Origin of the sequence: Mycolicibacterium parafortuitum (assembly GCF_010725485.1) — a bacterium.
Taxonomy (GTDB): domain Bacteria; phylum Actinomycetota; class Actinomycetes; order Mycobacteriales; family Mycobacteriaceae; genus Mycobacterium.
The window spans coordinates 2,488,196-2,509,672 of the sequence record NZ_AP022598.1 but is presented as its reverse complement, the minus strand read 5'-3'; the positions used below and the strand labels follow the sequence as shown (position 1 = coordinate 2,509,672).

Sequence of the window (21,477 nt, the reverse complement as noted above, 5' to 3'; positions counted from 1 at the left end):
AGGATGGATCTGGGAAATCCTGCGCTACGTTGCCGCCTGGGGCGGCACCGGACTCATCATCTGGTTCTGGTACTGGATGTTCTCCAACATCGGCACCTTCTGAGCGCGACGACACCGATGCCCGAACTCTCCGATGCCCACGCGATGGCGGTCGAGCGCAGCTGTTCACTGACCGCGGTCGCCCTCAGCCGGCAGCGTCGCACCGGCGCGCACCTGGTCACCGGGCAGCAGCGTGAGTTCGGTCTGAGCTCGATGCTCGACGTCGTGCACGTCCCGTACCCGGTGCGGGCGCGGGACTGGAACCGTCGCACACTGACCTGCGGTGTGGCCCTGCAGTGCGCACCGTCGAAGGAAAGAGTCACCGACTACCGCCTCAACGAACTGTCCGCGCGGGAGCTCACCGCACTGCACCTCGTCGAAGCGGGTGTCGCGCTCGGCTGGATCGCCACTGCGTGGCCGGGTCTGCTTCCCGAGTTCGCTCGTGTACTACCCGATCTCACCCCCGCCGACGCGGACACCGACGGCAGGCAGATGCTCGACCGCGCCATCGCGCTGGCACGCACCGGTGCGGACCTGGCGGTCGACCCGCTGATCGGGCGTCTACCGCGGGCGTACACGGTGCCGCAGGGACTGACCGACAAGCTGCGCCGCTCATTCGGCCGTCTCCCGTGGACCACCAGCCAGAAGCGGGCCCCGCAACCACATTCCGTACCCGCGGGCGGTGACGGCGGTGTCCGCAACCCGAACCTGCCCCCGCCGAGCCGACCGCAGGACAACGACCTCGACATCACCCCCGAACACCGCCCGGGCATCCCCTACCCGGAATGGAACGCGTGGACCGACAGCTTCATGCCCGATCACGTCGCCGTCCTGGAACGCCCCCACGAGGGTCGCGCCGGCGGCACCGCGGCGGTCGCCGTCGACGTGCGCAGGTGGTTCGAGAAGGACACCCACCGCGCGATGAAGAACCGCCTGGAGGACGGGTCCGACCTCGACGTCGACCAGTACGTCGGCCACTACATCGACGTGGCCACCGGAGAGGCCGTCGAACCCAGGATCTTCCGTGAACTACTACCCGCCAGCCGCGACGTCACCTCGGCGCTACTGCTCGACGGTAGCTCGTCGCTCGGCGTGCACGGTGGCACCGTCTTCAAGCTTGAACTCGCCTGCGCCGATGCGCTGTCGCGGGCGATGACCAGCGCGCGTGAACGCCACGGCATCTTCGTGTTCACCGGCAACACCCGCCACCGCGTCGAGGTGACCTGCCTCAAGGACTTCTCCGAGCGCCGGTTCGTCCCACCCGGCAGCCTGGGCCTGGCCACCGGCGGCTACACCCGGCTCGGTGCCCCCCTGCGCCACCTGACCAGCAGGCTGCTCGCGCAACCCTCCGAACGCCGGCTGCTCATCGTGATCGGCGACGGATTGATCTCCGACGAAGGCTACGAGGGCCGCTACGCCTGGGCCGACGCCGCGCACGCCGTCGAGGAGGCGCGCGACGCCGGGGTGTCGATGTACTACGTCGGGATCGGCCCGGTGCGTGTCGACCCATTGCCGGAAGTGTTCGGCCCCAAGCGTTCTCAACGTATCCGCCGCATCGAGGACCTTCCCCGTGTCCTCGCCCATGTCCACAAGGAGCTGGTGGCAGCATGACCGACCAGACATACCTCGCCAACGGCAACGAGGTGCAACTCTTCGAGCAGGCCTACCGGCAGCGCCTGCCGGTGATGCTGACCGGGCCCACCGGCTGCGGCAAGACCCGCCTGGTCGAACACATGGGGCTGCTTCTCGGCCGCCCCGTGGTGACCATCAGCTGCCACGACGACCTGACCAGCTCCGACCTCGTCGGGCGGTTCATCGTCACCGGCGGGGACGTGGTGTGGACCGACGGCCCGCTGACCAGAGCGGTGAAAGCCGGCGCGATCTGCTACCTCGACGAGGTCGTCGAGGCCCGCCACGACTCGCTGGCAGTGCTGCACTCGCTGACCGACCACCGGCGCACGCTGTATCTCGACCGTGCCGGCGAGGTGGTCCAGGCGCCCGAGAACTTCATGCTGGTGTGTTCCTACAACCCCGCCTACCGCAGCTCCCTCAAGGAGCTCAAACCGTCGTTCCGGCAGCGATTCGTGACGCTGGCGATGGACTACCTGCCGCCGGACCGGGAAGCGGACGTGATCGTCGCCGAGGCCGGTATCGACCTGGCCGCCGCCGAGCGACTGGTCCGCTGTGCCACCGCGATCCGCACCGCCGACGAAGCGTTCCACTACGAACCGCCCTCGACCCGCGTGCTGGTCACCGCGGCACAGCTGATCGCCGCCGGGGCAACGGAACTGGAGGCGGCTGAGGCCTGCGTACTCGCACCGCTGTCCAGCGACGGTGCGCTCTCCGAAGGCCTGCGCGAGGTGGCCGCGGCCAGCCTCGCCGGCGCCGACAGCCAGAGCCCGAACCGTTAGGAAGGAACCGACGAGATGGTCGATCAGAAGGAAAAGAACCGCAAGAAGGCACTGATCATCCTGCAGGTCGTGATCTACGGATACCTGCTGACGATGTTCTTGATCCAGCTGTACATGTCGTTCACCCGCGGCTGGTGGGATCTGTGAACATCCCACTGCTCAACCGCAAGTCGGCCCCGAAGGTCACCGCGTCCGTTCCAGTCACCGGGTCGGTGAACCTCGAAGAGCACCACGAGGAGTCACGTCAGGCCCAGCGCCGCGCCGACAAGTGGATGATCGCCGGCGCCGCGCTGATGGGGATGTGGGCGCCGGGGCTGATCGGGCTTCCGATCTTCATGCGCGGAGTGTGGCTGCAGCGTCAGGCGCTGCGGGCCGGACTGTCGGTGCGGCCGATGATCGTCACGCTCATCGGGTATCTGGTGCTCATCGACGGGATGCTCAACAGCCTCGGGTGGGCATTGGATCTGGTCGCCAACCACACCCTGATCAACCGGGTGCTGATGGTCGGATGGGGCGCGATGTTCGACGCGGGCTACTTCTGGCACTACAACGAAGCCTGGATCGGCGGCGCCGCCGCACCGGGTGAGAAGTCGATGGTGTTCGGCATGATCCTGACCGTCTTCGCGATGCGCTGCGCCGCGGCGATCGGCTTCCTGCAGATGAAGCGCTGGGGTCACCAGTGGATGATCATCACCTGCTGGATGGGCGTGCTCATCTGGTGCCTCTACGTGTTCAACATGACCATGTACGCCGACGTGCGCTACGCCGGCGTCGTGTTCCCGGTCATCGGCTGGTGGCTCTACGACATCTTCTACATCACCCCGTTCCTGGCCATCCCGTATCTGCACACGGTCAACCGCGAGATCTTCTCGGACTAAAGGAGTTCAACTGTGACGACTTCTGTGGAGAACACCGAGGAGAAGACCCCGGACCTCCCCCCGGGCACCACCCCGTACTACGCGCGGATGCACAAGTGGATCAAACGCGCGGTGCTCGTCTGCCTGGTCGCCTTGGTCATCGAAGGCGCGTTCACGCTGCCGTTCATGGCGGTCTACTACGGCTACCCGACGCTGAGCCTCACCGAGATCTGCAGCGAGCTGCTCAAGGTGCGCTACTCCGACGACAAGCTCGAATGCCAGGTGCCCTATCCGCCGCTCGGACCGCCCGAAGGCGCGGAGGGCAAGGACACCGCCCAGGACGAGTGGGGGATCCAGCCGGTCCCGAAGTACCACCGGATCGGATTCCGGGAACTGGTGCGGATTCACGAGGAACGAGAAGCGGCGCGTCAGGCCGCCGGACAGGGGGCGCCGTGACCGGGACACCCGAAAAGCACGCCGAGAACTGGGATCTGCGGCACGCGGACTTCAACGACAACGATTTCCTGTACGACGTGTACTCGGTGATGCGCGGCAACGGTCCGTTCGCGCGCACCGACAAGCCGTTCCTACCGTCCAACCCCGAGGGCGCCTGGGTTGCGGTGGGGTACGCCGAATGCGTGCAGATCCTGCAGGACTGGGAGCACTTCTCCAGCAACCCGACCCCGGAGGGGGCCGAGCGGCTCACAGGCGATCTGGTGATCACCCTCGACCCGCCGCGGCAGCAGAAGTTCCGCAAGGTGCTCAACCCGTACTTCTCCCCCGCCCGGATGAAGGCCCTGCGCCCTGAGATCGGCACCGAAACCGACCGGCTGATCGACGAATTCATCGAAGACGGAGCGGGCGACCTCGCCGAGGTGGCGTGGCGGCAGCCCGGCATCGTGTTCTTCAAGTTTCTGCTGGGTATGCCGGTCGACGATGTCCCGCTGTGCGTCGAGCTCACCGACACCGCGCTCAACGGCGCCACCGAGCAAGACCGGATGACCGCTTGGGGCGGGCTGTATCGGCATCTACACGATGCGGTGACCGCGAGACTGGACCAGCCACCCCGCGACGACATGATCGACGTGCTGCTGGCCGCCGAGATCGACGGCGAGAAGCTGGCTTTCGGCGACGTGGTGTCGAACGCGATGCTGTTGGTGCAGGCCGGCCTGGAAACCACAGCGAGCGCGATGTCGTTCGCGTATCACTACCTGGCCACCAACCCGGCCGAGCGGGACCGCTTGATCGCCGAACCCGACCTGCTCCCCCGCGCCGTCGAGGAATTCATCCGCTTCGCCGGCTCTATCCACGGCATCCCGCGCACCGTGGCCAAGGACGTCGAGGTGAGCGGCTGCCAATTCGCGCCCGGCGAATCGATGATCGTCAACTACGCGTCGGCCAACCGCGACGAACAGCAGTTTCCCGACGCCGACCGGTGCATCCTCGACCGCCGCGAAAACCGTCACCTCGGCTTCGGCGCCGGGGTGCACCGGTGCCTCGGATCGAACCTGGCGCGGCTGGAGTTCCAGGTCGGCCTGGAACGCGTGCTGACCCGCATGCCCGATTTCATCCTCGCCCCGGACCGGCAGGCGAAATTCCACGGTAACTCGGTAACCCGCGGATTCCGTTCGGTACCAGTCGTGTTCACCGCCTCTGAGCGGTCGCGATGAACGACCATAGTGTCCCGCTGACCGGATCGTACTAGGAGAACACAGATGCCAGACAAGACCTACCGGGTGATCCAGTGGATGACCGGCGACGTCGGACAGGTCGGCATCCGGCACTTCGCGGCGTCCCCCGTGTTCGAACTGGCCGGCGTGCTGGTGCACAGCAAGGACAAGGTGGGCAAGGACGCCGGTGAGATCGCCGGGATCGGCCCGACCGGTGTGACCGCCACCGACGACATCGACGCGATGATCGCGACGGACGCCGACTGCGTCTTCTACACCCCGGTCATCATGGATGTCGACACGGTGTGCCGGCTGCTGCGTTCCGGAAAGAATGTGGTCACCACGGCGGGGTTCTTCTACCCCGGCAACGATTTCCGGGACCCTGCCGAGCAGATCCGCGCGGCGTGCGACGACGGCGGCACGTCGTTCCACGGCGGCGGCATCCACCCCGGCTACGCCGGTGACCTGCTGCCGCTGACCCTGGCCCGCGTGATGAGCCGTGTCGACACCGTCAACGTCTACGAGGTCGTCGACGTGCTCAAGGACGCGCCGATGGACCACATCGACTGGATGGGATTCGGCAAGGACAAAGAACGGTTCCTGTCCGAGCCGACCATCCTGGGCCTCGCAGTCCCGTTCTTCGCCCAGTCCATGCACATGATCGCCGACGGGCTCGGCGTGACCATCGACGAGGTGACCGCCGCCGATATCGACGTCGCGACCGCCGCGGCCGACATCCCGCACCCCGACGGGGCGATCCCGAAGGGGACGGTCGCCGCGCAGCGCCACGAGTGGACCGCGTGGGTGGACGGCAAGCCGCTGATCGTCTTCCACGCCATCTACGTCACCGCCGGCCCCGACCTGCTCGAACCCGCATGGGACTGGGGTGAGACACGCTACGAGATCGTCATCGACGGTGACCCGCCGACCGGGCTGACCCTCAAAGGGGTGCGGCAGCCCGACGGCACCATGACCCACCCCGGCTACGACTGGACCGCGATGGGCGCCGTCAACGCGATCCCCGATGTCTGCGACGGGCCGCCGGGCTGGCTCACCCACCTCGACCTCGGCCTGATCCGGCCCCGCGGGCTGGTCCGCTCATGACCGCCGAGCCTGGCCTGCACCACGTCGTGTTCGCCGTCGACCCGCAGCGCTGGCAGCACGCCACGGCGATGTTCACCGACCTCGGATTCCGGTTCAACGCCGCCGAACTCACCGAACTCGGCATCCGGGTCCAGCTCGACTGGGACCGCGGCATCGAGCTGATCAGCCCGATCGCCGGCTCCGACGCGACTGTGGCTGCCTCGGTCACCCAGTTCCTCGACCGCCACGGCGACGGCGTCTACACCGTAGTGCTGCGTATCCCCGACGCTGCCGAGGGCGAGAAGGTCACCGACCGCTACGGCGGAGTCACCCGGTTCCGGCAGCAATTCTCCGGCGACGGAACCTATCTCGACGAGATCGACCTGTCGGTGCTCGGTCTGCCCCTGACCCTGCTCGCGACAAACGTGCCATGACCGCCGCCGCCAGCGTGTTCGATGTGGGGCTGCCGGCGACCACAACCCTGCCCATGGAGTCCGACCGATGACCTACCGCATCGACCCCGTCGTGCTGCACCAGGTGACCAAGGGTGCGGTGGGACTACCCCTGTACAACGGTGAACTGATCACCCGCACAATCGAATTGCTCGCCGAGAACTACCCCGGGCTGATCGATCCGACACCCGGTAGGTGGGTGGCCAGCAAGGCCGGCGGGGTGCTGGGCAAGGTGCGGTTCCTGTACTTCAGCCCGCGCGAATACCTGGTCATCTTCGGATCCCCCACCGGCACCCAGGGCTTCTCCGGCCGCTACAAACACATCGACATCCACAAGTTCCTGCTGGCCGGGCAGATCGACTCCTACGATGTGGAGTCCGACGCCACCACCCCGCTGCCCCCGCTGCTGCCGGGCGGACACACCTGCCTGGAACGCGGCCACGCACGCGGTCTGACGATCCACCCCGGCTCCTGGCATCTGGAGTACGGGCGGGGCGTGGTCGCCACCACGCTGCCGTTCGCGATGGTGGACACCCTGCTGGTGTCGCTGGAGTTCGCATCGGTGCGCCGCTCGGCCGTCGAATTCGGCAAGCTGGTGCGCCGACAGCTCCGTTGACCGCGAGCAGACACAAACTCGCACGGTTCAGCCCAAAATCGTGCGAGTTTGTGTCTGCTCGCGGGCAAAGGTGCCCGGGTGGGTACGTAGAGCACGTCGGGGCGGCGCCGGGCCGTCCCTCACCTCGGAGGTAGGACATGCGAGTCGTCATCGCGGGCGGGCACGGCAAGATCGCGCTGATCACGGCAAAACTCCTGTCCGCGCGGGGTGACTCGGTCACCGGCTTCATCCGCAACCCCGCCCATCAGGACGATCTGCGGGGGGCCGGCGCCGAGCCGATCGTCGTCGACCTGGAGAACACCACCAACGGCGTGGTGACGTCGCACCTGCGCGGCGCCGACGCGGTGATCTTCGCCGCCGGCGCGGGCCCGGGCAGCGGCGTCGCCCGCAAGGAGACCGTCGACCGCGATGCGGCGATCCTGCTCGCCGATGCCGCCGAAGCCGCCGGAGTGCCGCGCTACGTGATGATCTCCGCGATGGGCGCCGATGTGAACACCCCCGACGACGCTGCCGACGAGGTCTTCGTCGCCTATCTACGGGCCAAAGGGGCCGCCGACGACATGATCCGTTCTCGCACAGCACTTCTGAGCACGATCGTCCGTCCGGGTCAGCTCACCGACGATCCGGCGAACGGCAAGGTGTCGATCGCCGAGAACACCGGACGCGGCAAGATCCCGCGCGCCGACGTGGCCGCGGTACTCGTCGCGGTGCTCGATGCCCCGGACACCGCGGGTAAGACGTTCGAACTGATCTCCGGCGACACCGACATCGAGGCCGCCATCGCGTCTGTCGCGTCGCAGGCGAGCTGAGCGCCCCGGGTCCGTTCCGCGAGCAGACACAAAATCGCGTGTTCAGACGCCGAAGCGTGCGAGTTCGCGTCTGCTCGCGGTCAGCCGAACACGGTCTTGAACCGGTTCAGCGACTCCTGGATGTCCCCCTTGAGGGCACCGGCGACGACCATCCCGATCGGGCCGAACAGTGCGGGCCCGCCCAGGTGGATGTCGAACGTGACGGTCGACGAATCCGCATCCTGCGCGCTGGGCTTGATCTTGCCCATCAACTTCACCTTGACGCCGCCCTTGCCGTCACCGTTGAGCGTCATCGCCTCCGGCGGCCGGAAGTGCACGACAGTCCAGCGCATACGGTTCGGCATGCCCTTGACCTCGACGATCGAGTCGAGCTGCGTGCCCTTCTCGATGACCTCGGGCAGCTTCGACCGCCACACCCGGTGGATGGACAGCCACTCCTTGTACCGGGACAGATCCGAGGCCGCATCCCACGCCTTCTCCGGCGGTAGCGGTACGTCGACCGAAACCGAGAGTTTTGCCATCTGCCTACGACGTGGGCGGTGCGGTCGGGGGCTGCTGCGGAGGCGGAGGCGGAGACGCCGGAGGTGGGGCGGGTGGCGGCGCCTGCCCCTCGGTGTGCCCCTGGCCGGGCCACTGACCGGCTTTGTCGGCCACCGCCTTCTTGGCGGCGTCCTGCACTTTGTCGACGGTGGACGCGTACTTGCCCTGGGTCTTCTTGTCGACGAGATCGCCGGCCTTGTCGATCACCGTGTCGACCTTGTCGGCGTTCTTCGACAGAAGATCCTTGGCCTTATCCAAAAATCCCATGGAAGAACTTTACCCATCGGCGGCGCGCCACAATCTGCGCCGTTCGCCCAGTACACGGCCCTGCGCCCACCAGATCACCTCGATCGCGGCGGCGCCGGCGACACCGATGGCCAGGGCCGTGGACGTCGTCGCCACATTCGACGGATCGAGGATGAACAGTTCCCTGGCGAACGGAATGCTGAAGATCGCGACATAGGCCAGCGCGGACACCGCCACGAGCAGCACCCGCCACCACTCGTACGGCCGCGCGACGACTGCCAACACCCAGATCGCCGACACCAGCAGCGTGATCAGCGCGGCCGTCGACGCCTGCGTCTGCTCGGTCTCGCTGGCCGCCCGGCCCTGGTAGGCCAGCAGGTAGGACGTGAACGTCGCTATCCCGACGACGAGCCCGGACGGCAGCGCCGACGTCATCACGCGGCGCACGAACCCGGGATGGGCGCGCTCGTTGTTCGGCGCCAGCGACAGGATGAACGCCGGGATCCCGATGGTGAACCACGCCGCGATCGTGACGTGGATCGGCTGGAACGGGAACAGCAGTGGATCGGTGTCGAAGATCGCGGACGACAAACCGGCCAATCCGACGAGCACCGCGAGCAGCACCGAGTAGACGGTCTTGGTCAGGAACAGGTTCGAGACGCGTTCGATGTTGCCGATCACCCGACGACCCTCGCCGACGACATACGGCAGGGTGGCGAACTTGTTGTCGAGCAACACGATCTGCGCGACCGCGCGGGACGCGGAGCTGCCCGACCCCATCGCGACACCGATGTCGGCGTCCTTGAGCGCGAGCACGTCATTGACGCCGTCACCGGTCATCGCCACCGTGTGCCCGTGGGATTGCAGCGCGTGCACCATCGCGCGTTTCTGGTCGGGCCGTACCCGGCCGAACGTCGTGCACTCCTCCAGCGTGTCGGCCAGCGCCTCCGGCTGGTCGGGCAGTTTGCGGGCGTCCATCGTCTCGCCCTGCAGCCCGAGCGATCCGGCCACCGCCCCCACCGACACGGCGTTGTCCCCGGAGATCACCTTGATCGACACGTGCTGTGAGGCAAAGTAATCCAGGGTGTGGCGGGCGTCGGGCCGGACCCGCTGCTCCAGCACCACGAGCGCGGCCGGGGTGACGACGCCGGGGGCGTCGGGCGCGTCGACCGGCCGGTCACTGGACCCGAGCAGCAGCACCCGCAGGCCCTGCGCGCCGATCTGTTCCGCCTCCTCCGCCACCGGGGATCCCGGATCGAGCAGTACGTCGGGGGCCCCGATGACCCAGTTGCCGTGTTCGGCGTAGGACGTTCCGCTCCACTTGGTCGCCGACTTGAACGGTGCGGTGGCCGTCGCGGTCCAGCCCGGCGGCATCGCGTAGGCCTCGGCGATCGCGGCCATGCTCGCATTGGGCCGGGGATCATCGGCGGCCAACTGCGCCAGCACATCCGCCACCTCGGCACCGTCGAGCTTCTTCACATCACTGACCCGCATGCCGTTCTCGGTCAGCGTCCCGGTCTTGTCCGCGCACACCACGTCGACCCGCGCCAACCCTTCGATGGCGGGCAACTCGTTGACCAGACATTGCCGGCGTCCCAACCGGATCACGCCGACCGCGAACGCGATCGAGGTCATCAGCACCAGACCTTCGGGCACCATCGGCACCAGCGCGCCGACCATGCGCAGCACCGAATCCCGCCAGCCCGCGCCGGTGGTGAACAGTTGGGTGTAGATGATCAGCGCACCGGCGGGCACCAGTAGATAGGTGATGAACCGCAGGATCTGGTTGATGCCGTTGCGCAGTTCGGATTTCACCAGCGTGAACTTGCTGGCCTCCTCGGCGAGCTTGGCCGCGTACGCTTCCCGGCCCACCTTGGTGGCGCGGTAGGCGCCGGTGCCCGCGACGACGAAACTGCCCGACATCACGTGATCGCCGGCGTCCTTGGCGATCGCATCGGCCTCACCGGTCAGCAGCGATTCGTCGACCTCGAGGTTCGCCTCCTCCAGGATCACGCCGTCGACGACGATCTGGTCGCCGGGACCCAACTCGATGACGTCGTCGAGCACGACCTCGCTGGGCGGACGCGGCTGTGTCCCGGATTGCCGGCGAACCAACGGCTTCGCCTGCCCGACGATGGCGAGCTTGTCCAGTGTGCGCTTGGCGCGCAACTCCTGGATGATGCCGATCGCGCTGTTGGCGATGATCAGCAGACCGAACGCGCCGTTGATCACCGACCCGGTCGAGAGCACGATCACGAACAGCACGCCGAGAATCGCGTTGATGCGGGTGAAGACGTTGCCCCTGACGATCTCCGAGACGCTGCGCGCGGCACGGGTCGGGACGTCGTTGGTCTTGCCCTCTGCGACGCGGGCGGCGACCTCGTCGTCGGAGAGCCCGGTGATCCGGCTGTCGCTGGGCGCGCTCATCGTGATCGTCCGGCCGGTGGCGGATCAATCGTCCCTAAATCCACCTTTTGCAGACGGTTACTCGCACTTCGTCTGCAAAAGGTGGATTTCGGTGCCGGAGCGGCACTCATTTGACGAACACCCCGTTGCCTTCCTCGTCGAAGTACTCCAGCCGCAGCGCGCCGCCCTCGAAGGTCGCCGTCGAAACCGTTCCGGGAGGCGCGTTCTCGGACGAGATCGCGAACGTGAAGACGTTGTCGTTCCACGGCTGCAGGTCGAATACGCCGCGCGGACCCAGCGCCAGCTCCAGGGCGCCGTCACGTTCGGTGACCGTCGCCGGTCCCCAGTACGCGTTCTGATAGACCCCGGTGTAGGCGTCCAGCGGGCCGTGGGTCTGCGCATCGGCAGGGCGCTGCTGGCCCACCAGCGATCCGAGTGGCTTGCTCATGTCGGCGAAAGCCTTGTCGTACAGGGCATACCAGTCTTGGCGGATCTCCCCGAACTGGACGAGATCGGCGAACTGCGCGGTGAGTGTCTCCGGGATGCCGGTCGGGGTCGCGTTGGTCAGCGCGACGATTGCGACGTCGGCAGACGGCAGGAACAGTACGTTGGTGGCCGCGCCGAGCTCGAACCCGCCGGAATGGCTGAGCTGGGTCCGAGCCGCCGAGGTGGTGCCCACGTTGAAGCCGTACCCGTAGAAGCCCGCGCGCATCGCCGGTTCGGTGGCCGGTGACGACGTGACCTGCGGGGTGATCGCGGGCAGCAGCGCGTTCGGGTCGATCAACTGGTTGCCGGCGTGATTGCCCTGCGCGAGCACCATCGCCATCCACCGGGTCATGTCGGTCACCGACGAACTGGCTCCGCCTGCCGGCGACTGCGCCTGCGCGTCCCGCACGTAGCGCGGCTGGTATTCGTCGTCGATGCGGATGTGCCCGACCGCCCGATCCCGGCGACCGGCGTAGTCGGCGAACTGATAGCTGGTCGACTCCATGCCCAGCGGGCGCAGCAGCGTCTCCGCGGCCAGGTCCTCCCAGCTCTTCCCCGCCCCGGCCGCGACCGCCTCGGCGCCGGCCGTCAGCCCGAAATTGGTGTAGGCGTAGGAGGTCCGGAACGGGCGCAGCGGCAGGTCGCGCAGCCGTTCCAGCACCTGGCGCCGGTCGTATCCGAGGTCTTCGAGTAGGTCTCCGGCGTGGTCGGGCAGCCCGGACCGATGCGAGAACATGTCGCCGACCGTGACCATCGGGGTGACCGCGGGATCGGAGAGTGCGAACCATGGCAGCCGGGACGCGATCGGAGTGTCCCAGCCGACGTCGCCGCGTCCGACCAGGGCCGCCACCACCGTCGCGCTGAGCGGTTTGGACAGCGACGCGAGCTGGAACACGGTGTCGGCGTCGACCTTGTTGTCCGGGCCGTCCGACAGGGTGTTGTTCTTGACTCCGAAACCCTTGGCGTACACCGTTTCTCCGCCGTGCACGACGGCCACCGCCATACCGGGGATACCGGACTTCGTCATCAGTTCCTCGGCCAGCCCGTCGAGCTTCGCGACCGCATCGGCGACGGCGTTCTCGGGCAACGGCAGCGCCGGAACCAGCGGGGGCGGTACGTCCGAGAGGGCCCGGTCGGGCGCCGCGGTGCTCGTGGGGGCGGGTGCCTCGCTGCCCGCGGTGCATCCGGCCAGCAGTGCGACGGCGGCGAGCGCGCCTAACACCGACGAGCGCTTGCGCGAGGAGCCATTAAGCCCAGCCAGTGGATTCATGATCAGCACGGTACTGGGTCGCCGCGGCTTACAGCCGCCACCACGGCTCGAATGTCGAGCCGGGAACCACGCGCTCACCGGGGATCGGCACCGCCAGCCGCACCTCGTCGAGTTCGGCGGCGGCCACCAGGCGTTCGACCGGCTCGGCCCACGGATGCGGCGCGAGCCGGAACGTCGCCCAATGCACCGGCACCAGCACGCTGGTGTGCGGGTCGGTGAGGTCGAGGTGGGCGCGGACCGCCTCCTCGGGGTTCATGTGGATGTCGGCGAACGCCGGGTGGTACGCGCCGATGGGCAGCAGCGTCAGGTCGAACGGACCGTGTTCGGCGCCGATGTCGGCGAAGCTCTTGGTGTAACCGGTGTCGCCGCCGAAGAACGCCTTGTGCGTCGGCCCGGCGATCACCCACGACGCCCACAGCGTCGTGTCGCGGGAGAACAGCCGCCCGGAGAAGTGCCTGGCAGGAGTGCAGACCACCGTCAGGTCGCCGATCCGGTGCCCCTCGTTCCAGTCCAGTTCGACGATCCGGCCCGCCGGGATCCCCCATTTGCGCAGGTGCGCGCCGATCCCGAGCGGCACCACGAACGGCGCCCGCTGGGTGTGGGTCAGCGCGATGATCGTGTCGATGTCGAGGTGGTCGTAGTGGTCGTGGCTGATCACCACCGCGTCGACGGCGGGAAGCGCCTCCAGCTGCAGCGGGACGTCGTGCAACCGCTGCGGTCCGACGGTGCGCGACGGCGAGCACCGTTGGCTCCAGACCGGGTCGACCAGCACGCGGTAACCGTCGACCTCGATCAGCGCGCTGGAGTGGCCGTACCAGCTGGCCGCGGCGTCGGCCGCGGCCGGTTCGGGCGTCGGCGGATCCTTGAGCGGGATCGGTGCGGGCGGTTTACCGGCCGATCCGGCGTTGGCCAGGTCGCGCAGCAGCTTGCGCTGCAGTTCCCGGTCCATCGGCAGCCCCGACGACGACGCCTCCAGGTTGACGAACTTGCCGACCCTGTAGTGCGGTGAGCGCCGCGCCCCCGGGGCGATCTCGGCGGGCGTCGCCCCCAGCGCGGCCGGCGTGCCCTGCAGAGCCCGCAGCACCCATCCGCCGGCGAACAGCGACGCCGTCCCGAAGCCGTAGCGCAGAGCCGACCGCGCCACCATCAGGCGCCCTTGAACTTCGGCGGGCGCTTCTCGATGCGCGCCACCTGGGCCTCGATGATGTCGTGACTGCCCCACGCCCGGTCGTAGAGCTCTTTGTGGGCGGGCCAGGGCTCCTCGTAGGCGCCGTCGTCGTTGAGCACCCGCTTGGCGTGCTGCAGCGCCAGCGGCGCGAACCCGGCGATCTCCTGCGCCCAGGCCTGCGCGTCGGCGAGCGTGCCGATCCGGTTGGCCATGCCGGTCTGCAGCGCGACGTCGGCGGTCAGCCGTTCGGCGGCCAGCAGCATTCCGCGGGCCCGGCCGGCGCCGACCAGCGATGTCAGCCGCCGGATGCTCCAGTTGTCCAGCGCGATACCGTATTTCGCGACCGGGAACTGGAAGTATGCGTCCGGGGCCACCACCCGCAGGTCGCAGATCATCGACAGGATCACCCCGGCGCCGATCGCCGGACCGTTGATCGCGCCGATCACCGGCACGGGCGCCTTGTCGATCGCCACATTCAGGGCCTTGGCCTTCTCGGGCAACTCGTCGGCGACGCCCTGGCCACCGGACAGGTCGGCCCCCGAGCTGAACACGTGCCCCGCCCCGGTCAGGACGATCGCGCGGACGTCCTCGGTGGCGGCTTTCTCGATCGCTTCGCGCAGACCTTCCACGATCTCGACGTTGAGGGCGTTCCGGCGCTCGGGGCGCTGCAACTCCAACGTCAGCACGTGGCCGTCTCGGGTCACTCCAATCATGGGCCCAGAGTAGTTAGCCTTCTCGAATGAGCCGGATCGGAGCCCTCGCCCTGCGCGACGCCGTCCTCGACGAGAGCTCCTTCGTCAGCTGGGACTCGGCCCCGGTGCCGATCGTGACGTCCGCCGAGTACCGCGACGAACTGGCCGCCGCGGCCGAGGCCACCGGCCTCGACGAGTCCGTCGTGACCGGGGAGGGCACGGTGTTCGGCCGCCGCGTGGCGCTGGTGGCCTGCGAGTTCGATTTCCTGGCCGGATCGATCGGGGTGGCGGCCGCCGAGCGGATCACCGCCGCGGTGCGACGCGCCACCGCCGAGGGGCTGCCGCTGCTGGCGTCGCCGAGTTCGGGTGGCACCCGGATGCAGGAGGGCACCGTCGCGTTCCTGCAGATGGTCAAGATCGCCGCGGCCGTCGAACTGCACAAGCGGGCGCACCTGCCGTACCTGGTCTATCTGCGTCATCCGACCACCGGCGGGGTGTTCGCGTCGTGGGGTTCGCTCGGGCATGTCACCGCGGCCGAACCGGGCGCGTTGATCGGGTTCCTCGGCCCGCGGGTCTACGAACACCTCTACGGTGAGCCGTTCCCGTCCGGCGTGCAGACAGCGGAGAATCTGCAGCGCCACGGCGTCATCGACGCGGTCGTGTCCCTGGAGGTGCTGCGCGCCACGATCGACCGCACGCTGAAGGTGGTCGCCGACCCGCCCGGTGCGCCGCCCGCCGTACCCGCCCCCGAGGTCCTCCCCGACATCCCCGCCTGGGACTCGGTGGAGATCTCGCGCCGCCCCGACCGGCCCGGTGTCAGCGCCCTGCTGCGCCACGGCGCCACCGAGCGGGTGCTGCTGTCGGGCACCGGGCAGGGCGAGTCGGCGACGATGATGCTGGCGCTGGCCCGCTTCGGCGGACAGCCCGCGGTGGTGCTCGGCCAGCAGCGTGTGGTCGGCGGGCTGGTCGGGCCGGCGGCGCTGCGGGAGGCGCGGCGCGGCATGGCGCTGGCGGCGAGCCTGAGGTTGCCGCTGGTTCTGGTCATCGACACCGCGGGCCCCGCGCTGTCGACGGAGGCCGAGGAGGGCGGGCTGGCCGGTGAGATCGCCCGCTGTCTCGCCGAACTGGTCACGCTGGACACCCCGACGGTGTCGGTGCTGCTCGGCCAGGGCAGCGGCGGCCCGGCGCTGGCGATGGTGCCCGCCGACCGGGTGCTCGCCGCACTGCACGGCTGGCTGGCGCCGCTACCACCCGAGGGGGCCAGCGCGATCGTCTTCCGCGATGTCGACCACGCGCCGGAACTTGCTGCGGCACAGGGTATCCGGTCGGTTGACCTGCTGGGCGACGGGATCGTCGACGCGGTGGTCCCCGAACATCCCGACGCCGCCGACGAACCCCGCGCGTTCATCGAACGCCTGTCGGCGACCATCGCCGGGGAGTTGCACCTGCTGCGCTCGGTGCCGGACGGCGAGCGGCTGGCCGCCAGGTTGGAGCGGTACCGCCGCATCGGCCTGGCCTGAAAGCCGAAAGGCCGGCGTGGTCTTCGGCGGGGGATACCGAAGACCACGCCGACCTCAGCGCAGATCAGTCGTCGGATCCGCCAGCGCCCGAACCCGAGTCGGCCGATCCACCGGTCTCAGAACCCGAGTCGTCCGAACCCGAGTCGTCAGAGGCGGAGTCGTCCGAAGCAGAGTCGTCCGCGCCGGAGTCCGTGTCAGCGGCATCCTCGTCGGCGTCCTTCTCGTCGGTGACGTCCTCGTCGGTCAGATCCTCGTCGAGCGGTGCATCCTCTTCGACCGGCGCCTCGTCGACCGGCGGTTCCTCGGCGGGTGCGTCGTCACCGATGACCGCGGTCTCGTCGACGGCCGGCTCCTCCTCCACCGAAACCACGGGCTGCGTGGAGAATTCGAGACCTTGACCGCCCGGCGCCGCCTCTTCGACGACGTCTGCGGCGACCGGCAGCGTCACGGTGTCGCCGGCGATCAACGACGTGTCGGCGGCCTGACGCAGCGTCGAGGTGTTCAGCGGTGGAGCCAGCGGATTGCCCTGTCCGTCCCAGCCGATGGCCTGCGCGATGACCTTCGTCAGCGCGATCAGTGACCCGATGAAGCCCGCGCCCTGGCCGGGAACCACGTCGCCGGGTCCGAAGACCAGGTTGAGGCTGTTGAACATCGAACCGCCGGCGCTCAACAGACCGCCGAAGGCCAGATCGACCTCCATACCGGGGATCGGCAGCTCCATCCCGAGCGCGGTCAGCAGCGGCGTGACGTTCATCGTCTGCCCGCCGTTGAGGAACGCGTCGACCATTGCGGTCGGAATGTTGATCAGCGTGTTGATCGCGGCGGCGATGTCCGGGTTCTCGCCGGTGAGGCTCGCGAAGACGGAGTGGATGCCGCCGCCCAACGCCAGCACCGGGTTCATCACCAGGCCCGCCAACCCGACGAGCGCACCGCTGAGGTAGGTGGTGGTGAACTTCAGCAGCGGCACCAGTTGCGGCGGCGCGGGCTCGATCGCCCCCGGGATACCGTTGAGGATCATGTCGTAGATGACCTGGTGCATCTCCGCCATCGAGCTCAGGTCTTCGGCGAACGGCGCCTGTGCCGCGGCCACCACGTTGGCGCCCATCTGTTCCAGGATCGCGCCGATGTCGGGGAGCTGACCCACGTAGCTGATCTGGTTGGCGATGATCTGCTGCAGCACCGGCGCCGGCGCCTCCAGCCATGCATTGACCAGACCCGCGAAGTTGGTCTCCGAGGTGTTGAAGAGGTCGAGCAGCGGGGTCAGCGGATCGATCGCGGCGCTGAGCGCCACGCCGGGGGCTGCCACCCGGACGTCGGTCAGCTGGGGGGTTGCCACCACGGGGGCGACGGCGATGGCACTCGCGCCGAGCAACGCGATACCGGCGGTCGCGTAGGGGCGGAGGGTGGTGTACATATGGCTCCCATTTGTCGATCTGATCAAGGCCACGGGGACATTACTCCGAAGTAAGTTTTGATGTTCGCATTTTCAAGCATTTTCTGACTACTGAGTAAGTTTTTGGTCTATACCGAACTGACAAATTTGACGGTTGCGACATCAGGCGTCTGACGTGGCAAATCTGTGTCGGAACATGGCGGCGCCCCTTCGCCGGCGGCGAGTTCACGGCCACAGACAGTTAGCTGAACATCGAAGCGGCCGATCACGCCAGGAAGCCTCGCCACAACGGCCGGTCGGGCCTGCGGGTACGTCACAGCGCCATGACACCCAACGCCAGCAAAGTCATCAGCGGGGCGAGACCCCCAAGGGTCAGACCTCGATCGGTGGTCGCAGTCGGTCCATCGTGTAGCGGCGGTTGCGTCGGGCCGCCCACGCACTGGCGGCCATCGAGGCGGCGGTCAACCCCGTCAGCACCGCGACCGCGACCCACAGCCGCGTGTCGATGCCACCGACGGTGAGCTGACGCAGCCCATTGACCGCGTAGGTCATCGGGTCGAACGGATGGATGATCTGGAACGGTTTCGCGGTCGTCTCGACCGGATAGATGCCGCCCGCCGACACCAGCTGCAGCATCAGGAACGCCAGCGTCACCACGCGGCCGACCGCGACGCCGAACAGCGCGTTGAAGGCCTGGATCAGCGCCAGGAACGCCCCACCGATCAGAACGAGGAACCCGACCGTCCCCAGCGGGTGCACGGCCTGGAGTCCGACGCCGAAGTGCACCACCGCGTACATCACCACGACCTGGCAGACCACGATCATCAGCGCGGGCCAGTACGACGCCAGCACCACCCGCAACGCCCCGAGGCCGTTGGCGATCGGCCGGGACTGCAACGGCGACAGCAACATCCACACGATCAACGCACCGATGAACAGCGCCAGCGGCATGAAGAACGGGGCGAAGCCGGTACCGAAGGTGGGTGCGGGGTTATGGGTCACCAGGTCCGCGGTCACCGGAGCCGCCAGCGTCTGGGCGACCTCGGTGCGCTGCTCTGGCGTCCACGAAGGGACCTGGGTGCTGCCCTCGCGCAGCTTGGTGGCCAGCTCCTGGCCGCCGGACTGCAGCTTCTCCGTACCGTCGGCGAGTTGATGTGCCCCACCGGAGAGCTGGTGCCCACCATCGGCCAACTGCACCAGGCCCGCACTGAGGCGCTGAGCGCCCGCGTTCAGCTCGTCGACCCCGTCACGGAGTTTCGCGACGTCGGCGCGCAGTCCCCCGTCCAGCGCCCGGGTCAGGAAAACCCGCAACTTACTGTTGGGATCGCCGAGCTCGTTCTCCAGCCGGGACGCGCTGTCGCGCAGCCGGATCAGCCCCTCATCGGTGGTCGGGTCGATACCTTGCGCCCGCAGCAGACGCTGCGCGCCGGCGAGGGCGTGCCCGGCATCGCGCACCGCGGGATCGGGGTTGGCCTGCAGGAACCCCACGGCCTGGTCGACGATCGCGGCGGCCTGGGCGCTGTTGATGTTCAGCGCGGCGAGCCGGTCGGTGGTGGAACGGACCGCCGAGGACAGGTGCTGGGCGGCGATCGCGACGTCATCGGGGTTCAGGCCCAGCCCTCCGACCCGGTCGAGGGTCTCCAGCAGAGGTCCAGCGACCTGGTCGACAGAGCCCGCGAGTTGCCTTGTTCCCGAAGCTAATTGGGCCGATCCGGACTTCGCACTGTTCAGACCCGAGGCCAGCGTGTCCGCGCCACCGGCGAGTCGCTTGGCTCCGTCGTTGGCGGCGTCCAGGCCCGTCGCGAGTTGCTGGGCCCCGTCGGCGGCCTGGCCGAGCCCTTGGCCGGCGTCGGTCAGCCCGGTCAGCACCGTGCCGACGGTGCGCTCGCCGATCTTGGCGTTGATCTGGTTGACGACCTCGCGCGACGTGTTCTGGCCGATGATCGACGCCAGGTAGTTGTTGGCGTCGTTGAAGGTGAACCGGATCTGGGCCTGCCGCGGGTCACCGCCCGACGGCGATCCGACGGCATCGCTGAAATCCTCCGGCAGCGTGATCGAGAAGTAGTAGTCGCCGCGCGCCACCCCGTCGGCAGCATCCTGCGCGGACATCTGAGTCAGATCCAGCTGGCCGGAATCGATCAGCGCCTGCGCGACCTCGTCACCGGCCCGCAGCTGCTGCCCCTGGGCCGACGCGCCGCGGTCCTCGTTGACCAGCGCCACCGGAACCTTGTTCACCTCGGCGAACGGATTCCAGAACGCCCACAGGTACATCGCGCCGTACAACAGCGGCATCACGATGACCGTGATCAGCGCGATCCGCGGCAGCGTGCCCCGGAAGTACCGCTTGATGTCGGTACCCATCGACATTCCTGCGAGCGCCATCAGGCCTGCCCTTCCTGCTGAGTCGCCGCCGCGTGCCGAGATCGGTCCTCGACGACGATGTTTCGCACCCCCGCGGTGGTCACGCCGTTGGCACTGGCGGTGACGACGGTCTGGTGTTCGCCGAGCGCGACGAGGCGGCCGATCAACTGCTCGCGGTCGCGGTCGGTGGTGACCTGCTCGATGTCGCCGGCCACCAGGAGCGGGGGACGGCGCGTGTTCGCCAGCGCGATCCGCAGCAGCATCGCGTCGAGCTCGCTGAGTTCCCCGGCGGCCTCCGACAGCGGCGGCAGCGGCAGATCCCCGAACACCGGCCCGCACACCCGGGTCAGTGCGCGCGCGTCGGCCCGCCGAACGACTTTGTACCAGTGAGCATCCCAGCGCAGCTTCTCGGTGATCAGATCCCCGACGGTCGCGGTTTCGGCGAGCTCGTCGACACCGTCGATCGCGGCCAGCGCGGCTCCGTCGAAGATGTCCCGGATCCGGCTCCGGCCCAGGACGAGCAACGTGCCCGCATCGGGCCGCATCCGTCCGGCCAACGTCAGCAGCAACGCGTCGCGGCCCACGCCAGGAGCTGCTACCAGGACCGTCAGTCCGCCCGCGACGATGTCGAGATCGACCGGGCCGTAGACCGGCCCCGACGGGCCCCGCTTCGTGATCGCCCGCGCGGCGATCGCGGGTTCCTGGGCTGCTGCGTCTGCCACCAGCCAATCCCACCACACGCGCCGGTGGCATTCTGGGGATGTGCACACGCTCGTCGAGCTGGTGGGGAACTTCTGGTGGCTGATCTTCGTGTTCGGCGGCACCATCGCCGGCGCGGTGAAGGGAATCGCCGCCGCCGGCGAACGTCGTGCACAGCGCCGCCTGGAGCGATATCGCATCAAACAGCAGACGAAGATCGCCCTGGCTAACGCGAGCGCGACGAATCAGGCACGTACCGAAACAAACAGGCGGGAGATCGCCAAGGTCCTGCACCGCCACGACGCCACCGACCAACGCTGGCTGTCCTACGAGGTGGACGTCGCCAAACTCCTCGATTTCCCGGCCATGACGGATATGCGCGAACCGCTGACACTCGACTTTCACCGCGCCAAGAGCCGAGCGGACCTGTTGCGTCCCAATACCATCGACGACATCCTCGACGATCGCGACGCCCAGCTCGCCTATCGCGACGCCGTCAGCGACTACGTCGCCGCGTTCGACGCCGCCGAGACCGAGGCGATCCGGAAACGTCGCAGCGATTTCTCGGTCGAAGACCAGGAGCGACTGTCCCGTGCCCAGCATCTGCTACGGCTGGCTGCCGACGACGGCGCGACGCCGCAGGAGCGCCAGAGCGCGTACGGGCGGGCGCAGAAAGAGCTGGCGGGGCTAATCGTGCTGCCCGCGCCGGCTCGGGCGGCCATCGAGAGCCGGATGCTCGGCGAGCTGGAACCCTGAGCG

The 21,477-nt window shown here is 68.3% G+C and carries 21 protein-coding genes; 12 read left to right on the top strand and 9 right to left on the bottom strand.

The window, feature by feature from the left end; translation table 11 throughout:
* Positions 1-117: 117 nt before the first annotated feature.
* From NTM_RS11975 to NTM_RS11935, 10 genes are all read left to right on the top strand, one after another.
* Entirely contained in the window at positions 118-1,650 is a 1,533-nt protein-coding gene (locus NTM_RS11975) for a nitric oxide reductase activation protein NorD (protein ID WP_163766403.1), read from the top strand.
* On the top strand, positions 1,647-2,450 hold the full coding sequence (locus NTM_RS11970; RefSeq protein ID WP_163766402.1) for a CbbQ/NirQ/NorQ/GpvN family protein: 804 nt from the start codon (positions 1,647-1,649) through the stop codon (positions 2,448-2,450). Before NTM_RS11975 ends, NTM_RS11970 begins: the two co-directional genes overlap by 4 nt.
* A gap of 15 nt (positions 2,451-2,465) precedes the next feature.
* Positions 2,466-2,597 (top strand): hypothetical protein, encoded by a 132-nt coding sequence (locus NTM_RS29000; protein ID WP_272818853.1) that lies wholly within the window; start codon positions 2,466-2,468, stop codon positions 2,595-2,597.
* A complete protein-coding gene (locus NTM_RS11965; protein WP_435405088.1) occupies positions 2,594-3,328 on the top strand; it encodes a hypothetical protein in 735 nt (244 codons plus the stop codon). The genes NTM_RS29000 and NTM_RS11965 overlap by 4 nt, the downstream gene beginning before the upstream one ends.
* Before the next feature lie 12 nt (positions 3,329-3,340).
* Positions 3,341-3,763, top strand: a complete 423-nt coding sequence (locus NTM_RS11960; RefSeq protein WP_179963925.1) for a hypothetical protein — start codon at positions 3,341-3,343, stop codon at positions 3,761-3,763.
* Positions 3,760-4,977, top strand: a complete 1,218-nt coding sequence (locus NTM_RS11955) for a cytochrome P450 (protein WP_163766401.1) — start codon at positions 3,760-3,762, stop codon at positions 4,975-4,977. Before NTM_RS11960 ends, NTM_RS11955 begins: the two co-directional genes overlap by 4 nt.
* Before the next feature lie 45 nt (positions 4,978-5,022).
* On the top strand, positions 5,023-6,081 hold the full coding sequence (locus NTM_RS11950) for an NAD(P)H-dependent amine dehydrogenase family protein (protein WP_163766400.1): 1,059 nt from the start codon (positions 5,023-5,025) through the stop codon (positions 6,079-6,081).
* On the top strand, positions 6,078-6,494 hold the full coding sequence (locus NTM_RS11945) for a VOC family protein (RefSeq protein ID WP_163766399.1): 417 nt from the start codon (positions 6,078-6,080) through the stop codon (positions 6,492-6,494). The genes NTM_RS11950 and NTM_RS11945 overlap by 4 nt, the downstream gene beginning before the upstream one ends.
* 67 nt (positions 6,495-6,561) lie before the next feature.
* Positions 6,562-7,128 (top strand): isomerase, encoded by a 567-nt coding sequence (locus NTM_RS11940; RefSeq protein ID WP_104862264.1) that lies wholly within the window; start codon positions 6,562-6,564, stop codon positions 7,126-7,128.
* 137 nt (positions 7,129-7,265) lie between these two features.
* Positions 7,266-7,937: an NAD(P)H-binding protein gene (locus NTM_RS11935; protein ID WP_163766398.1), complete on the top strand. Its 672-nt coding sequence runs from the start codon at positions 7,266-7,268 to the stop codon at positions 7,935-7,937.
* 80 nt (positions 7,938-8,017) lie between these two features.
* Here the strand turns inward: NTM_RS11935 and NTM_RS11930 are convergent, their stop codons facing one another.
* The 6 genes from NTM_RS11930 to NTM_RS11905 all read right to left on the bottom strand — a co-directional run bounded on the left by NTM_RS11930 (position 8,018) and on the right by NTM_RS11905 (position 14,766).
* Complete coding sequence (locus NTM_RS11930; RefSeq protein ID WP_163766397.1) at positions 8,018-8,458, bottom strand: type II toxin-antitoxin system Rv0910 family toxin; 441 nt, start codon at positions 8,456-8,458, stop codon at positions 8,018-8,020.
* 4 nt (positions 8,459-8,462) lie between these two features.
* A complete protein-coding gene (locus NTM_RS11925; protein WP_163766396.1) occupies positions 8,463-8,744 on the bottom strand; it encodes an antitoxin in 282 nt (93 codons plus the stop codon).
* A 9-nt stretch (positions 8,745-8,753) separates the two neighbouring features.
* On the bottom strand, positions 8,754-11,150 hold the full coding sequence (locus NTM_RS11920; protein WP_163766395.1) for a cation-translocating P-type ATPase: 2,397 nt from the start codon (positions 11,148-11,150) through the stop codon (positions 8,754-8,756).
* Between the two features lie 106 nt (positions 11,151-11,256).
* On the bottom strand, positions 11,257-12,885 hold the full coding sequence (locus NTM_RS11915) for a serine hydrolase (RefSeq protein WP_163766394.1): 1,629 nt from the start codon (positions 12,883-12,885) through the stop codon (positions 11,257-11,259).
* Between the two features lie 28 nt (positions 12,886-12,913).
* Positions 12,914-14,032, bottom strand: a complete 1,119-nt coding sequence (locus tag NTM_RS11910; protein WP_163766393.1) for an MBL fold metallo-hydrolase — start codon at positions 14,030-14,032, stop codon at positions 12,914-12,916.
* Positions 14,032-14,766, bottom strand: coding sequence for an enoyl-CoA hydratase (locus NTM_RS11905; RefSeq protein ID WP_104862270.1), 735 nt, complete (start codon positions 14,764-14,766; stop codon positions 14,032-14,034). Before NTM_RS11905 ends, NTM_RS11910 begins: the two co-directional genes overlap by 1 nt.
* Before the next feature lie 26 nt (positions 14,767-14,792).
* Between NTM_RS11905 and NTM_RS11900 the strand changes: the two genes are divergently transcribed.
* Positions 14,793-16,265, top strand: coding sequence for an acetyl-coenzyme A carboxylase carboxyl transferase subunits beta/alpha (locus tag NTM_RS11900; protein WP_163766392.1), 1,473 nt, complete (start codon positions 14,793-14,795; stop codon positions 16,263-16,265).
* A 64-nt stretch (positions 16,266-16,329) separates the two neighbouring features.
* Here the strand turns inward: NTM_RS11900 and gjpA are convergent, their stop codons facing one another.
* From gjpA to NTM_RS11885, 3 genes are all read right to left on the bottom strand, one after another.
* Complete coding sequence (gene gjpA / locus NTM_RS11895; protein ID WP_163766391.1) at positions 16,330-17,679, bottom strand: outer membrane porin GjpA; 1,350 nt, start codon at positions 17,677-17,679, stop codon at positions 16,330-16,332.
* A 351-nt stretch (positions 17,680-18,030) separates the two neighbouring features.
* The gene (locus NTM_RS11890; protein ID WP_163766390.1) at positions 18,031-20,040 is read right to left on the bottom strand and encodes a YhgE/Pip domain-containing protein; all 2,010 of its coding nucleotides are present in this window, start codon (positions 20,038-20,040) and stop codon (positions 18,031-18,033) included.
* Positions 20,040-20,741: a P-loop NTPase family protein gene (locus NTM_RS11885; RefSeq protein ID WP_163766389.1), complete on the bottom strand. Its 702-nt coding sequence runs from the start codon at positions 20,739-20,741 to the stop codon at positions 20,040-20,042. The genes NTM_RS11890 and NTM_RS11885 overlap by 1 nt, the downstream gene beginning before the upstream one ends.
* 40 nt (positions 20,742-20,781) lie before the next feature.
* On the opposite strand from NTM_RS11885, the gene NTM_RS11880 reads away from it, so the two are divergent.
* Positions 20,782-21,474 (top strand): hypothetical protein, encoded by a 693-nt coding sequence (locus NTM_RS11880; protein ID WP_163766388.1) that lies wholly within the window; start codon positions 20,782-20,784, stop codon positions 21,472-21,474.
* Positions 21,475-21,477: the final 3 nt, after the last annotated feature.